The organism is Bacillus sp. ISL-39 (genome assembly GCF_018613295.1).
GTDB lineage: Bacteria > Bacillota > Bacilli > Bacillales > Cytobacillaceae > Mesobacillus.
Map to the genome: position 1 here is coordinate 127911 of NZ_JAGGQM010000005.1, position 14901 is coordinate 142811.

13 protein-coding genes are annotated in these 14901 nt (G+C 44.3%); 2 read left to right on the forward strand and 11 right to left on the reverse strand.

Features of this window, described 5'->3' with window-relative positions; translation table 11 throughout:
* Window positions 1-271: 271 nt before the first annotated feature.
* From buk to J7E37_RS06750, 8 genes are all read right to left on the reverse strand, one after another.
* A complete protein-coding gene (buk, locus tag J7E37_RS06715) occupies window positions 272-1330 on the reverse strand; it encodes a butyrate kinase (RefSeq protein ID WP_215023147.1) in 1059 nt (352 codons plus the stop codon).
* 14 nt (window positions 1331-1344) lie between these two features.
* Window positions 1345-2325 carry a bifunctional enoyl-CoA hydratase/phosphate acetyltransferase gene (locus J7E37_RS06720; protein WP_251009523.1) on the reverse strand — a complete coding sequence of 327 codons (981 nt, stop codon included), beginning with the start codon at window positions 2323-2325 and terminating at the stop codon, window positions 1345-1347.
* Complete coding sequence (locus J7E37_RS06725) at window positions 2285-3355, reverse strand: Glu/Leu/Phe/Val family dehydrogenase (RefSeq protein WP_215023373.1); 1071 nt, start codon at window positions 3353-3355, stop codon at window positions 2285-2287. Before J7E37_RS06725 ends, J7E37_RS06720 begins: the two co-directional genes overlap by 41 nt.
* Window positions 3356-3739: 384 nt before the next feature.
* Window positions 3740-4864, reverse strand: coding sequence for an NADH-dependent flavin oxidoreductase (locus J7E37_RS06730; RefSeq protein WP_215023151.1), 1125 nt, complete (start codon window positions 4862-4864; stop codon window positions 3740-3742).
* A 220-nt stretch (window positions 4865-5084) separates the two neighbouring features.
* Entirely contained in the window at window positions 5085-5543 is a 459-nt protein-coding gene (locus J7E37_RS06735) for a DUF1259 domain-containing protein (RefSeq protein ID WP_214780501.1), read from the reverse strand.
* Window positions 5544-5626: 83 nt separating this feature from the next.
* Entirely contained in the window at window positions 5627-7867 is a 2241-nt protein-coding gene (locus J7E37_RS06740; RefSeq protein WP_215023153.1) for a sensor domain-containing protein, read from the reverse strand.
* Between the two features lie 177 nt (window positions 7868-8044).
* Window positions 8045-9349 carry a DUF2254 domain-containing protein gene (locus tag J7E37_RS06745; RefSeq protein WP_215023155.1) on the reverse strand — a complete coding sequence of 435 codons (1305 nt, stop codon included), beginning with the start codon at window positions 9347-9349 and terminating at the stop codon, window positions 8045-8047.
* An 89-nt stretch (window positions 9350-9438) separates the two neighbouring features.
* On the reverse strand, window positions 9439-9801 hold the full coding sequence (locus J7E37_RS06750; protein WP_215023158.1) for a lipocalin family protein: 363 nt from the start codon (window positions 9799-9801) through the stop codon (window positions 9439-9441).
* 241 nt (window positions 9802-10042) lie between these two features.
* Here J7E37_RS06750 and rluF point away from each other — a divergent pair, with 241 nt between their 5' ends.
* Complete coding sequence (rluF, locus tag J7E37_RS06755; RefSeq protein ID WP_215023375.1) at window positions 10043-10750, forward strand: 23S rRNA pseudouridine(2604) synthase RluF; 708 nt, start codon at window positions 10043-10045, stop codon at window positions 10748-10750.
* 295 nt (window positions 10751-11045) lie between these two features.
* Here rluF and J7E37_RS06760 read toward each other — a convergent pair whose 3' ends face one another.
* Both J7E37_RS06760 and J7E37_RS06765 read right to left on the reverse strand, forming a co-directional pair.
* Window positions 11046-12314, reverse strand: coding sequence for an MFS transporter (locus tag J7E37_RS06760; protein WP_215023160.1), 1269 nt, complete (start codon window positions 12312-12314; stop codon window positions 11046-11048).
* Window position 12315: 1 nt separating this feature from the next.
* Entirely contained in the window at window positions 12316-12792 is a 477-nt protein-coding gene (locus J7E37_RS06765; RefSeq protein WP_353049989.1) for an ArsR/SmtB family transcription factor, read from the reverse strand.
* Between the two features lie 172 nt (window positions 12793-12964).
* Between J7E37_RS06765 and J7E37_RS06770 the strand changes: the two genes are divergently transcribed.
* Window positions 12965-13732 carry an RQC-minor-1 family DNA-binding protein gene (locus J7E37_RS06770; protein WP_215023162.1) on the forward strand — a complete coding sequence of 256 codons (768 nt, stop codon included), beginning with the start codon at window positions 12965-12967 and terminating at the stop codon, window positions 13730-13732.
* A gap of 560 nt (window positions 13733-14292) precedes the next feature.
* On the opposite strand, the gene J7E37_RS06775 is transcribed toward J7E37_RS06770, so the two are convergent.
* Window positions 14293-14808, reverse strand: coding sequence for a CBO0543 family protein (locus tag J7E37_RS06775; RefSeq protein WP_215023164.1), 516 nt, complete (start codon window positions 14806-14808; stop codon window positions 14293-14295).
* Between the last annotated feature and the right edge of the window lie 93 nt (window positions 14809-14901).

Here is a 14901-nt window from a genome sequence, read left to right on the forward strand (position 1 = left end):
GATCAAATTCTTCCTTGGGAATAATTATGAAAAAGCCCTACTGCCGGCTTTTTCAAAGATCAAATTCTTCCTTGCAGTGGGGGAGCCTCCTCGTCGCTTTAAGCGCATGCGGGGTCTCCCCATGACTTCCTCATCCCGCAGGACATTGAATTGCTTCCTCGAAACTGCCCACGCACGATGGAAATGCGTTAGCATTTTCGGAGGAGTCTTCGCGCCTTCCAGTACAATCAACAGGTTGTAAAAGTAACAATTAACATGAACAGATCCATTTTCAATATATTTTCACATCCTCCAGCCCGTTCATCACTCGTAAAGCACCGGCAGCCAATGCTTCCATTTCCGCTTCACCAGGCAGTACGAAAACTTTTCCCAGAAAACTGATTTTCTTCTTGATTAAACCTGTTATCATATCTGAATGGGCGATTCCCCCGGTCAGGATGATTCCGTCAAGCTTCCCTTCCATTACGGTGGCCATAGCCCCAATTTCTTTTCCAATCTGATGTACCATCGCTTTTAAAATAAGGGCAGCCTCCGTGTCACCCTCAGCGGCCCGTCTCTCAACACCTATGAGATTCTTGGTGCCGAGATAGGAATACACCCCACCCTGCTTGGTCATCCGCTGAAGTAATTCCTTTTCGGTATATCTCCCTGAAAAACAAAGCTGGACTAGCTGTTTTGCCGGGAGCCCGCCTGCCCGTTCGGGAGAGAATGGCCCCTCATTTTCGGCGTTGTTGACATCTATGATTCTGCCATTTTGAAGTGCAGCGACTGAAATGCCGCCTCCAAGATGGACCACGACAAAGTTCGTTTCAACTAGATCCTTTCCGAGTTCAGCTGCAATTTTACGTGAAACGGCCTTAATATTGAGTGCATGAACATGGCTTTTCCTTTCTATATCAGCCAGGCCGGAAATCCTTGCTTCTTCTGCCAGCTCATCCACACATACAGGATCCACTATATAGGCTGGGATGTGGTGGGCACCAGCTATTTCGGCAGCAATCATCGACCCCAGGTTCGAAGCATGATTGCCATATTTCCCTGATCGTGCATCATTCAGCAAATTTTCATCAACCATGTAGGTCCCGCTGTCCATTGGCTTCAGCATTCCACCCCGGCCAACGACAGCATCCAGCTGTGAAGGATTGAACACCTGCAGCCGTAAAGCTTCCATGATGGAATTATGCCTGTACGGAAGCTGGTTTTCCAATTCCGGAAGCTTCATGATTTCAGCATCAGGATGGCGGATGGTCTGTTCAAAACGCAAATTTTCATTTTCATAAACTGCTAGCTTTGTAGAAGTAGACCCTGGGTTTACCGCAAGGATTTTCATAATACCTCTCCTATCTAAACGCTGACCGTTGTATTGGATGCCGCAACGACGGCCAGTGCAATCGAGGCCAATTTTGCCTCCGCTGTATCTGACCGGGAGTTCAATACGAGCGGCACTTTTGCACCAAGCACGATTCCCGCCATAGTTCCCTGTGCAAAATAGGTAATCGCCTTGCCAAGGAAGTTTCCTGCCTCAATCGTTGGAACAATGAGCAGGTCCGCTTCGCCTTCAAGCTCGCTTTCCAGCCCTTTATGGAGGAGCGATTCCCTGCTGATTGCGAGGTCGAGCGGAAGCGGTCCTTCTATCAGCAGCTCCTGACTCGCTTCATTTTTTATCAGCATGGCCAGATGATCGGCTTCCACAGTCACAGGCATCTTTTCGCTGACTCGTTCATTGGCTGCCAGAATCGCTACCCGCGGCCGGTCGACTCCAATTCTGTCGAGGAACTCGACCGCATTCAGGATGATCTGCTTCTTCTGCTGAAAATCCGGAGCTATATTGATCCCGCCATCACTCATACTGATCAGCCGTGCAGCCCCCGGTATATCGAAAACGGAGATATGGCTGATGACACTGCCAGTTTTTAAATTAAGCTCCTTATGAAGAACCCCTTTTAAAAATGGGGTGCTATTCACGAACCCTTTCATGATAATCTGAACATGTCCCTCGCTTGCCAGTTTAGCGGCAATAAAAGCATTCTCCTTTTCAGTATAGGCAGGATATACAGGATACTCCTCCACAGAAAAGTCGATTTCCTTCGCCAGTTCAAAAATTTTTTTCGGGTCGCCGACTAGATAAGGTTCGATGATTCCGAGCTCCACAGCCGCTTTGACAGCATCGAGCACATCCCGGTCGTGTGCGGCAGCGACGCTCATTTTTACAGGCGGTCTTGTCCGTGCAGCATCAATGACATCTGTAAAGCTTCGATAGCGCATGCTTGTCATCTCCTGTTGTTCAGCCTGTATACTTGCTCTGAATCCGGCTGATTTTTTCAATCTTCTCTTCCACTAATATATTTGCAGCTTTATACGTTGGTATATCGTGAGATTTGGAGATTTTATAGATTTTTTCCAGAATGTCATAAATCATGCTTACATTCCTGAACGCCCTGTCTTTGCTGTACTCGTGAAGTTCGTCTGCAACCTGAATCAAACCGCCTGCATTTGTCACGTAGTCCGGAGCATAGAGGATGCCTTTCTGATGCAGCATGTCGCCGTGACGTTCTTCTGCCAGTACATTATTCGCTGCTCCGGCAATTGCCAGGCACTTAAGTTTTGGGATCGTGATGTCATTGATAACGGCGCCCAATGCATTGGGTGAAAATATATCGCACTCTACGCTGTATATATCAAGAGGGTCGACTGTTTCGATATCCGGATATTGCTCCCGGACTTCTTTTACATTCTCTTCAAAAATATCAGTGACAATCAGCTTCGCTCCCTCTTCATGAAGGTGGCCAACGAGAAAGCGGCCGACCTTACCAAGGCCTTGGACAGCTATTCTCCGACCGAGAAGTGAATCTGTGCCAAAGATTTCTTTTGCAGTTGCCTTGATTGCCTTCCACACACCAAAGGCCGTAATAACAGCAGAGTTCCCGCTGCCGCCATATTCTTCAGGCAACCCAACCAGATACTTTGTTTGCTTTGATGCAGAAACGAAATCCATCCCGACAGTACCGACATCCGTTCCTGTGTAAAAGCGTCCCTTTAATGTTTCGATGAATGAGCCGAAAGCCTGGAAAAGCTCATCCGATTTTTCCGACTTAGGATCACCTATGATGACCGCTTTCCCGCCTCCATACGCCACCCCCGAAACACCGCATTTATAGGTCATTCCTTTGGAAAGGCGCAGAACATCCCGCAACGCATCTTCTGTAGATTCGTAATTCCACATCCGGCATCCCCCAAGCGCAGGGCCGAGCGTCGTATCGTGGATTGCGAAGATCGACTTCAATCCAGTTGCCTTGTCATAATTGAAAATCACCTGTTCATGCCCATGGTTTTTCATTTCCTCAAAAATATCCAGCACCATTTTCTGTTCTTCCGTCAGCAACACAAACATCCCCTCCCGTTGTCGTTCCTGGCTAAGCTGCGTCAGTCTAGGTGGATTCAGGTCTCACATAAATGTAAGCCCTTACATAATTTCATTATAAAGACTTCACCTGCTGCTTACGGTGATATATCTTACACTTTTATGGCAAAACAACTGGAAAAAAACGAGGGTAATTTCCAGTTCGCCAATAAACCTGTGAACTTCGCCAATAAGTCCGTATTTTCGCCAATAATTTGAAATTTTCGCCAATAAAGTTGTGAACTTCGCCAATAAAAATCTCAGCTAAGGAAAATCCGATTAAAATGAACGAAAAAAAGAACCAAAACAGCAGCTTTGGTTCTTATAAATGCAATTTTTTTATTGAATGCCTGGAAACCAGCCTGGTGTATTGACGATTGCCTGCCATAATGGATCCGGAACGAATAGCCGAGCCTGCGCACCAGTATCGATCTTTGTTTCAATTTCATTTTCACGGCCTGTTTGGACCTTTTCGACCCAATCTGGGTCAATGATTAGTTCGCGGCCTAACGCAAGCAATGGTACTCCAGTTCCAAATGCTTTGATTACATCATCTGCGCTATATAGCGAACCGACACCGATGACAGGAACTTTGCTGCCGACTCGTTCTTGGATGATTTCCATTCTTGATCGGTCATCGTTGACACCTCTTCTTGGCTTCGACCAGAAATCGTTCAATGAGACATGCAAGTAGTCGAGCTCTTTATCTGCCAGGACATCTATCAACTCCAGAGTATCAGCCATCGTAATTCCCGGCTCCTCAGGCTCTTCCGGTGAAAACCTATATCCGACAATAAATGGTTCCTTTGCATGCTTTGCGGTCACTCTTTTTACCTCATCAACAACAGCCAATGGGAATGCCATCCTTCTTTCCAGGGAGCCGCCCCATTGATCATCGCGTCTGTTTGAATGAGGGGAAAAGAATTGCTGAATTAAATACCCGTTGGCCCCATGGATCTCGACTCCATCAAAGCCTGCTTCAATCGCTCGGCGGGTTGTCTCCCCAAATGCGGCAATGATTTGTTCCACTTCCTCTCCCGACAATGCTCGTGGTGCTTTCGCGCTATTGCGCTCTGATTGAATATCGCTCGCACTGACGATATCACCGTTTGGCACAAGCTCGGGAGGACACTCGCGGCCGCCATGGAAGATTTGCAGCACCGCTTTTGCACCTTCAGCTTTTATCGCTGCTGCCAGCCTCTTAAGGCTTGGGATCATTTCATCGGTATCGGCACCGAATTCTCCATGAAACCCTTTCCCGTTCCGTGTCACATATGTACACGCAGTTACCACCATGCTGACGCCTTGCGAACGGCGGGCATAATATTCTGCCTCTGCGTCCGTTACAGTTCCATCCTCATTCGACGAAAAGTTGGTCATCGGTGCCATGACAAGTCTGTTTTTCAGGTTAATTCCATTAGGGAACGTAAAGGTTTCAAATAATGGTTTGTATTTTTCATTCATTGATCTGTTCCTCCTCCTTTAGTATACGAAAGTGTAATAGCCTAATCTCACTTCTGTTAAACATCATTAGTAAACCGCAAGCGACTTGGTCAGCTGGAGCTGGACAATTCTCTCTTAGTAAAATTTATTTTATCTTATCTCTTAGAAAAACAGCGAAATTAAAATCCGCTGCTTTTTCGTATTGATTGGCTGCTGCTGTGTACGTTTCCTTGTACCCGCCCTATTTACTCGTCTTATCAATCGCTGCTTTAATCGTTTTTGCCTGCTGTTCCATATCGCCGATCCCCTGGAAATGGACATACATGATTCTCGGTTCCTCATGCATCATATGGTTGTGAACTGCTGTTACTTCAAGCTTCCCTTTTCGCAATTCATCAAGAACAGGATTTACCTCTTCCTGCATAAGCGCCAGCTCTCCCATGACAGCAACCTGTCCATCTACCTTTTCAAATCCGAAATGGAAGACCAGCTCCATCGTTTCCGGAGACAGCTTTTTCCCCATATGCGTCGGGTTGATATTTTCACGGACAATTTCCACCTTGCAGACACCATTTTCGGTTTCTACATTTGTATTGAATGTTTTTTCTAGTTTTTTACAATTGGCATTTCCCTGAGCCTGCACTGCTCCGGCTAAAAAGAGAGCAAAAACCAATGTTGACACCATTAATAATCTTTTCATCCCAGGCACTCCTTTTTTTAACCTTAGCATCCCAAATGCAAGCTTCAATATACAGTGTTAAAAAATTAAACAAAGGCATTCCGCTACTGCAGATTGCCTTCATGTTTCGTATTTTTAAAAAGCAACTCTTCCATTTCTTCTACTGGCAAAGGCCTGCTGAAATGATAGCCTTGTCCGATCACGCAGCCGTTTTCGAGCAAAAATGCAACCTGCTCCTGTTCCTCGACGCCTTCAGCAATGACGTCGAATTGCAGATTGTGTCCCATGTCAATGATCGTTTTGACCATAGCTCCCTGGTTGGAATGATGGATGATATCATCAACAAATGACTTATCGATTTTGATTTTATCAATTGGAAAATGCTTCAGCAAACTTAACGATGAATATCCGGTACCAAAATCGTCGATCGCAAGCGTTATGCCAAGCTCCTTCAGCTGGTCCAGGATCCTCGCTGTCTTCTCGCTGTTCTGCATGACGCTCTCAGTGATCTCAAAATCCAAATAATTCGGTGCCAGCTGGGTATCGGACAGTACCTGTTTTACCATATAAATGAAACGCTCTTCCTGGAGCTGCCGCACAGAAATGTTCACTGACATCGGTATCGGCCTGCAGCCTTTCTCCTGCCATTCTTTGTTTTGCGCCGCCGCCTTTTCCAGCACCCATTTGCCAAGCGGGACGATCAACCCTGTTTCCTCGGCAAGGGGAATGAATTCTGCTGGTGATATGAGACCATTTTCTGGATGCATCCAGCGTACAAGTGCCTCTACTCCGATGATTTCCCCTGTTTCCATATTAAACTGTGGTTGATAGTGAAGCATGAGCTGATTATGCTCCAATGCTTTCCTTAGACCATTCTCCAGCTCCATTTTTCGTGATGAAAGCCCGTGCAGCTGAGTCGTGTAAAACTGGTAATTGTTTTTTCCACTGTCTTTCGCCAGGTACATCGCCGTATCGGCATGCTTGATCAGCGTTTCCTCATCCTGGCCATCCTCTGGTGCCATGCTGATTCCGATACTTGGGGTCACAAAAAACTCCTGGCCATCGATGGTGATCCCCTCATTAAACTCATTTAGGACTCTGTCCGCAACTTCAATGACTTGTTCCCTGTTGACAGCTTTGAGCACAATGATGAATTCATCACCGCCCTGGCGTGATACCAGCCCCTGATCCTTGACTGCATTCTTCAGCCTGCTGGCAACAACCTTTAACAACAAGTCGCCAAAACGATGGCCTTTCGTATCATTGATAATCTTGAAACGGTCCAGGTCAAGGAAGAGTACTGCGAGCATCTCGTTGCCGTTTGATAGTGCTGCATTCAGGTGCTTCCTTACCATGTTCCGATTCGGCAGCCCGGTAAGCACGTCATAATAGGCCATATATTTAATGGTTTTTTCTGCCTTCTTACGCTGCGTCAAATCACGGCCGACAATTTGTTCAGCCATTCTTCCCTCATATAAAATCGGCATCGCGGACATTTCAACCTCAATCTCTTGCCCGTCCAACTGTGTCGCCTTAAATTCGAACCACAGTTTTTCCTCAAAATCTTCATCTATTGTCAATTCACGGTTTTTTATCCGGGAGAGTATCTCAGAGGGAATCAGCTTGGAAATCGGCTTTCCGACCAATTCTGCCGGACTTTCCGCCTTGAACAGCCTGCAGCCAGCTTCATTGATATAATCCAGTTTTCCTCTGCTGTAAACAGCAATCAAATCAGGCGACATTTCCACAAGACTGCGATAGCGTCCTTCACTTTCCTGACGGTCGGTAATGTCGAATAGAACACTGGTAAAATCAACAAAATTTCTATTTTCATCAATGACTGGAATGCCTCTGTCCTGAATCCAGCGCACCTCTCCATCAGGACGAATGATCCGATATATACTGGTGACAGCTTCCCCTCTTGAAAATCCAGCTTCCCTCTCGGCTAAGATGGGCAAATCCTCAGGATGGATGACCTTTTTCCAGAGCGTGTTGTCTTGATAAAATTCTTCGGATGAATGTCCGTATAATTTTTCGATACCAGTTGTGATCAGCAGTGTGCCCGACTTCAGATCATGGGACCAAATCGCGACATCCAGGGTATCAAATATGTTTTTCAGTCTTTTTTTGTGCCCTTCCAGATCCTCTGCTGCATTTTTTAATCCTTTAAATACAAGGAAGACCAATGTGATGTAGAAAAAGGACACAGCCAAATCAATCAAAAAGCCTTCCGTTTTACTTATGGAAAAATAAAATGAAGTCAGCCAATCAATCAGCTCCGCGAACAGAAGAAAAATAATTATAGATAAACCGGTGTATCGTTGTATCTTCCCTTCATTGCCCATTAAAATAAATCCTCCTGTGCCTCGCCGCATGAATGTCTGTTGGAAATTCTAAATATTCTGGAGTAGTTCCATTATTAAAATAACAAACAAACTAGGTTTCGCACAATGGAATTATTACATTTGACCCATAAAATTGATGAATTTTGTCATTTTTTGTCTAGAAAAGTCAGGAATTCATTAAAGAGCGATTCCCAGTACTGTTGATAGTTCTCTTTTTTTCTCATTCAAATAGATCTGATCGAGCTCCTTCAACTCGTTTGAATCAAATTTTTCCATGCTGTAGATATACAGCTCCCATATGCTTTTCTTCAAGGAATCGTCAGCCGTTTTTCCAATCAGCAAATAAGCGTCGATCAAAGCAGTAAGAATGGAAAAGTCCTGGCTTCCATAATGGACAATTTGATAAAAGGATAAATACAGGATATCCATCGTGCGTTTTTGCTTCCCGATAATTCTCGGCTGCAAATCTTCATCATAATAAGCTATATACCTTCCATTTGAACGGACTCGGCATAGATGGGACAGGGCCATGCCTAGATAGGAAATACAGACTCTGGCGGTATTCGGGTCATTAATCCCCGGGGAGATGGCCCTCAAGGCTACCTCCACAATCTTCTGCAGCGCAAATTCAGGATCCTGTATCGAAGACCGCTCTTTTCCGAGCCTTAAGTATTGATTCAAGACAGCATCAATATCCTCATTGATTTCACCACTATGGTGGACTCTGAAGGCAATGCTGTCTTCTGTCAGAAAATCACCGTTCAGGAAATTAGCTTCGACCCCGAGCCCGTTTTCAGATGCATATTTCAAAAGCCCTTGATAGTCTGTAAGCTGAACATAACCGTACCCCCTGGATTTTACATCCCGGACAAATTCGTAGGTGAATCCCGCATCTTTCCTGTCATCAATTACATTTGTGTATTCACTCTCCAGTGTATCCTCCTGTCTTCTGATAACCTTTAAAGCCCCCTCAGTGATCTCCCTGATCAGCGTGCTGACCTGGACGGAAGTGGCGACATTATGGATAAAATAGGCAAAGAATGCGAGACAGATGAACGCAATGAAGACCCCGACCGTAGCTGAGATCACCTGGCCCTCGTACCATGTTTCACTCATGAACAATAGCGACAGGATCGAGTAGACGAAGCCTCCCATGAAGATTCCCAGCACGCGCAACGTCACCGGATCTTCGACAAAATTACTTAGTGTCCTCGGAGAAAATTGAGATGAATATGTAGTCAGCACGACCATGATCGTCGAAAAGGTAATCGTCGTCATTGTCAGCAGCGCTCCAGAAATCGAACCTAAAATCGTCTGCGCCAACTCAACATTTGTCAGCAAAAACGAAGGGACTATTCCCTGAGCCAATTCGTTATGATCGATATAAATCACGGCCAATGCCAGCAGGAATGCCAGTACGCTGTAAATAACCGGCTTCAGCCATATACTTTCCCGTATTCGCAAAACAATCTTCTTCAACAAACTTCCCAGCCCCTTAGTTACCAACTCTTTCCTTACTTATTTAGACCATTTGGGTCAGGTTTAATCCTATATAGTCCTTTCTGAGCGATTTATGGCCATATTTTCGATGAAATTACACTTTTCCTAACGAACTTTCCTTGATTTTGTAAAACAAAAACCTTGCTACTCGCAGCAAGGTTCCCATTTTTCAGTTTGCATACCCAACAAGTTCCATAAACCTTTTCCAGAGAGTGATCTGCTCTTTCCATCAGCCAGCCTTTCCTGCCGGTTACTTTACATACCCTTTTCCAACGCTTTATTTTCTTGAAAGTTATGGATCTTGTAAAACGGATACTTCCGTCCTCTTCAATAATATTTGCCATTGGCTGACCGGAGGACATTTGATTAAGCAGCAGCTCACCGCCGTCGCTAAGCTGGAGCCCGAACCAGTCCCAGCCTGAGCCTTTTGCCAAAGAGTAATCACGTCCCCATATTCTGAAGCCCTAACAACCGGGGATTTAATTTCTATTTCTGTCAGGACGTCTACCAATATAATTCCTCCATGTCCAATCACTTTTTTACATTAAAATATAATTCTTACAGAAACCGTCTATCTGCCTGCAGTTTATTATTGCAGACAGCAGGAAAGCTTGAAAATAAACCGGATGTGGAATATTCTTAAATGTATACTTCATATTTAAGGATGGGATTACCCTGCGTATCAATAAATTCATCAGCGAAACTGGTAAAACGTCAAGGCGCGGCGCGGACCGGCTCATTGAGGAAGGGCGCGTGACCATCAATGGGAAGGTTGCGAAAATCGGCAGCCAGGTTGAGCCTGGGGATGTGGTTCGCCTGAATGGCGAAGAAATCAGGATGGCGCAAAACTATGTATATATTGCTTTGAATAAACCGGTCGGCATCACGAGCACAACGGAAAGGCATGTGAAGGGCAACATCATCGACCTTGTCAATCACCCACTAAGGATTTTCAACATCGGTCGGCTTGATAAGGATTCGGAAGGCCTGATCCTGCTCACGAATGACGGAGACATCGTCAATGAAATTCTCCGCGCTGAAAACAAGCATGAAAAGGAATATATTGTATCTTTGGACAAGCCCATCACTCCAGAATTCGTCAAGGCGATGTCAGAAGGGGTGAGGATCCTTGGAACAAAAACACTTCCGGCAAAGGTCGTACAACTATCAAAGTACGAGTTCAATATCATCCTTACACAAGGATTGAACAGACAGATCCGCCGCATGTGCGAAACCCTTGGATATCAAGTTGTCAGGCTGCAGCGCATCCGAATCATGAACATCCATCTCGGGAACCTGCCAATTGGCCAATGGCGTGACTTGAATAAGAAAGAGAAAAGGCAGCTTTTCAGCGACTTGAATTACGAGCCAAAGGAATGGTAATAGGATGAGCGACTCCGCTCATCCTTTTATTTTTGCCTTTTATCATTCTTCGTGCAGGTATGAGAATTCATAAGCGGAGAATTTCCTGCTAATGTATATAGAGGAGGCTAATGAAGCAGAAATAAGCGGAGATATTCCGGTTAACTGCTATAAATTAGACAAAATCAAACGATTTGGCTGAAATAACCGGAAAAACTCCCCTTATTTTTTAAAAAATTTGGGGAGTTTCCAACTTAAGCGGAGTTTTTCCGACTATTTTCAAATACTGTGAAATCAACATTCAGTTATAGAACATTTAGATTGATGCTGCTTTGGGCTGGTCTTCTTCCCGCAGCAATGTTAGGAACATCTTCTCGCGGTAAAGATAGAATACGACTGCGAACAGGCTGGTTCCACAAACGCCAAGCAAAAGCCACACAGGCAATTTTTCAAGCAGGAAACCAAACAGGATAAACCCTGCAGGGGTCATCGCGCTTGAACCGGTTTCAAGGAGGGCCATGACCCTTCCTCGATACTCGTCAGGGGTGTTTTTTTGCAAAAGGACACTTACAGGTGTGTTGATGAATATGATTGAAGCAGAGAGAATCAGGACTATGCTGATCAAGAAACCGAAGACCACTGCGTTTGGCAGGTGCATGAATCCAGGCAATGCTGGCAGTCCAATCATCATCAAGGCAGCTGAAAGCAGCACCATCCCCCCTGTGATGGATAGCTCCTTCCTTCTCATCTCCTTCCTTGCTGACAGGATGAGTGCCATGACCATCATCCCAACCGAAAATGCTCCTTCAATGACTCCCAGCTGAATGGAGGACATTTCCCGTACTGTCAAAACTAAATACGGCATGGCCACCGGAAAGACTGCAAACCAAAAGTTAAGCCAGACGCTCAAGATGACAAGATGGAGGAGAAATGGCTGTCTCTTTATATACGAAACGCCTTGCCTCAAGTCTTCGGTAATACGAGATGTTTTTTTGTCTGGTTTTTTCTTTGAAAATAAATTGTATTCTATGAGGATGCTTGCAAAAGCTGCGAAGAGATAAGTAAGTATGTTCAACGCCATGAAGAGGTGTATCTGGATCATGCCAAAGAAGACTCCGCCAAGAACCGGACCAAGAATCGCAGAAAGGGAAATGGCTGCCTGGTTCAATGACATTGCTCTCTGCAGATGATCCGGCCCGACCATGTTGTAAATCGATGAGGTAACGGCGATGGAATAAAAAGTGCTGATGATGCTCAGTCCGGTCGTTGCGACATATAAAATCCAAATCTCCTGTGTGAAAAATAGGAAGGACCCCAGAATGATACAAAGCCAAAAAGCACTCGCAAAGTTCGAGAAGATGATGATTTTCTTGCGGTCCAGCCGGTCGCTCAAAGTACCGGCAACCGGGGCAAGCAATATCCGCGGCAGCATGCTGAGAACAAGCGTGAGGGCAAAATTGAGGCTTGAACCTGTTTTCGCCAGGATATACAGTCCGATTGCAAATGCATAAATCGAAGACCCGAGGACAGAGGTCACCTTCCCAATCAGGAATAAGACAAGGTTTTTCTTAATGGCACTTTCCACTCTAACTCTCCTCCTCAATTTCTCTTTTTAAGGAGAAATTAATCTCATATGAAACTTTATCCTTTTCACTCTTCTCTGCTGATTTTTTAACGTATTTCAAAAACAATCTGTCTATATCATCCTGCAATTCCTTCCTGTCCTCTTCAGTTAAACTAATATATGTCCCCTGACTCACTACTCGCTCCGTGACCGGCTTCTCCTCTTCCGTCTTCAAGTTAAAATGGGTCGCCTTTGAGCGATAATATTTTTCGATGATTCCCCTGTTTTCCTTCGTCTCCTCCAATTCCAGAATCCCGCCATTATACAGCTGCTGAATATGGTAATGAATGCTGCCGGCTGACTTCCCCAGTTCATCGGCAACCTGCTTTGCCGTCATCGCTTTCATTGCAAGCAGATAAATGATTTTTACCCGCAACGGACTCGAAATCAATTTTTGCTGCTCTAGATTCACATCCATCGTTTTCTTTATATAATCCACTACGTATCACCTTCCAATATATTACTACGTTCTAATTATATTTTACGTTCTAACTTTTTAGAATGCAATAAATTTTTAGAATGATGCATTCCTCATTTTTACTTGTGCATGGACTATTTTGCAGTATGGTGTAATAATCAATCTAACGTTCTAACTGATGGGAGTTTCTTATATGAAAAATAATATGAAGAATGCATTAAGTGAAGATGAGCTTACCACAATATTGCTCGCTGCTAATGAAATCATTATGTACGGCGGGAAGGGCCTCCTTGGCAAGATTCTCGCAGGCTCAAAAGACAGAAGAATCTATACAGCTGACCTTCATCATTCCTCTATGTATGGTGCTTTTGCAGGCATTAAACAAAAGGAAGTCATGGAGAAGGTTGAATGGGTGCTTGCTAATGGCTACCTGACAACAGACGATAAGCTTTCCCTTCTGATGTATACAGACAAAGGCTGGGACTTCATTAAGGATGAACTGGCAGAAAGAATTTACACTGAGTTCGCTCTGGCTGCTGAGTTTGGGAGATATGAGTATGTGGATTTCATCCTTGTCCAGCATCCAGAAGTAAAAATGGATCTGCTTGATCTCATTGAAGAGAGAGACAGCAAGGAACTGATCGACATCTTGATTGAATGGCTGGAGCATGAAAGTTTCAAGCCAGTCCCGGAAAGGATTCACGAGGTCATCCAGAGACTTGACCAGGCAAATTCCCTCAGCCCACAAAAACCGGTTGAAACAGGCTCTTTTGATGCCAATAAAAAATGGCTTATGATTCCTGCTGAAGTCCGTCAGATGCTCGTCCGGAATGTTTTTTGCGGACATTGCAAGGACACCGTGCAAATTGAGAAATATGTAATTAAGAGCTTCCAGGACAGTGTGGTGCTCGAAGGAAAATGTAAAAACTGCGGCAAAGCAGTCGCAAGAGTTATTGATTAAAGGTACTTGGTTGAATCTATTTTGTTGAAACATCAACGGAAATTCAAACTAAAAAAACACAGTGGAATCTTTTCCACCGTGTTTTTGTCTTTTCATCAGCACTTGTTATTACTGATTCTCTTAATCAAGAGTGATAATCGCCTGAACAAAGTGGGTAATTGCACAAACTCTAAGCTAATTGCATATTAATTGAACGAAACTCAATCATAATTGTACCATTTCCCAGAAAATTAGGATTTTTCATGGTCGATTATTATTCCTTCGCCTTACTTCATGCCTTGTGATATACATCCACATGGCGATATAGGTCAGGAAAAGCAGAACCAGAAATACCGGTGCTGATAATACATTCTGTATCAACAAGTTAAGCCACCTCTTTTACTTAGGCATTTTTCGTAAATTTCGTTTCTTTCTCAATCAAAAGCAAAAGCCGGCACCTGGGTTTTTGCGAGTACTGAAGCAAATTTTATTCAGAAGTCTTTCGAAAAGAGCCCCGACACCATTTTTAGCCCAATTTTCGAACATGTACGAAAAGCAACAATCAATGCCAAAAAAGGCCTTTACTTTAGGCTGTCCAGCGGAAACGGAAATAATAAATAGAACATAACAGCGATTGGGATGGATATGATCCAGGCGATCACCGGTTTGCGATAGTGAATCCACAGAATCACAAACAAAACTAAATTCAGCAAAATATTGAGCCAGCTGTTCCAGCCATTATCGTAAACGAACATTCCCCTGTGTGCGAATAGAGCTTCGATTATTGTGTAAAAGCCTACCCATACACCGACATAGACCAGCTGGTTCCTCCTTGTTGCAGGAAAACGCTGGAGGTAAATGATCAGTCCGACCGGGCAAATAAAAAAAGTGAACGCGATATTGATGAGGGAATGGTTCAGCCAGTCAGCTGTGATACCGCGGAATGCCCATAGAGTGTGATTATAATAAAGAGTGTTGTAGAGCAGGTTGACCACCATAAAAAACAAGATTGTCGAGTACTGCTTTTTCCATTGCGACCAATCAATAAATTTATAAGCGAAAAAAATCCAGACAACTATTACTAATAGTAGATACATCTTCTCTCTCCCCAAAAATACTGATTTTATCAGTTATTACCGGGAAAATCTTTTTTATACAAGGCTCTTTCTGTAACGTGGTTGCTTTCAACA

Coding starts and splice junctions, on each gene's coding strand:
- J7E37_RS06770 (WP_215023162.1), top strand. CDS start 12,965: ATGAAAAATAATATGAAGAATGCATTAAGTGAAGATGAGCTTACCACA.
- J7E37_RS06730 (WP_215023151.1), bottom strand. CDS start 4,864: ATGAATGAAAAATACAAACCATTATTTGAAACCTTTACGTTCCCTAAT.
- J7E37_RS06775 (WP_215023164.1), bottom strand. CDS start 14,808: ATGTATCTACTATTAGTAATAGTTGTCTGGATTTTTTTCGCTTATAAA.
- buk (WP_215023147.1), bottom strand. CDS start 1,330: ATGAAAATCCTTGCGGTAAACCCAGGGTCTACTTCTACAAAGCTAGCA.
- J7E37_RS06735 (WP_214780501.1), bottom strand. CDS start 5,543: ATGAAAAGATTATTAATGGTGTCAACATTGGTTTTTGCTCTCTTTTTA.
- J7E37_RS06740 (WP_215023153.1), bottom strand. CDS start 7,867: ATGGGCAATGAAGGGAAGATACAACGATACACCGGTTTATCTATAATT.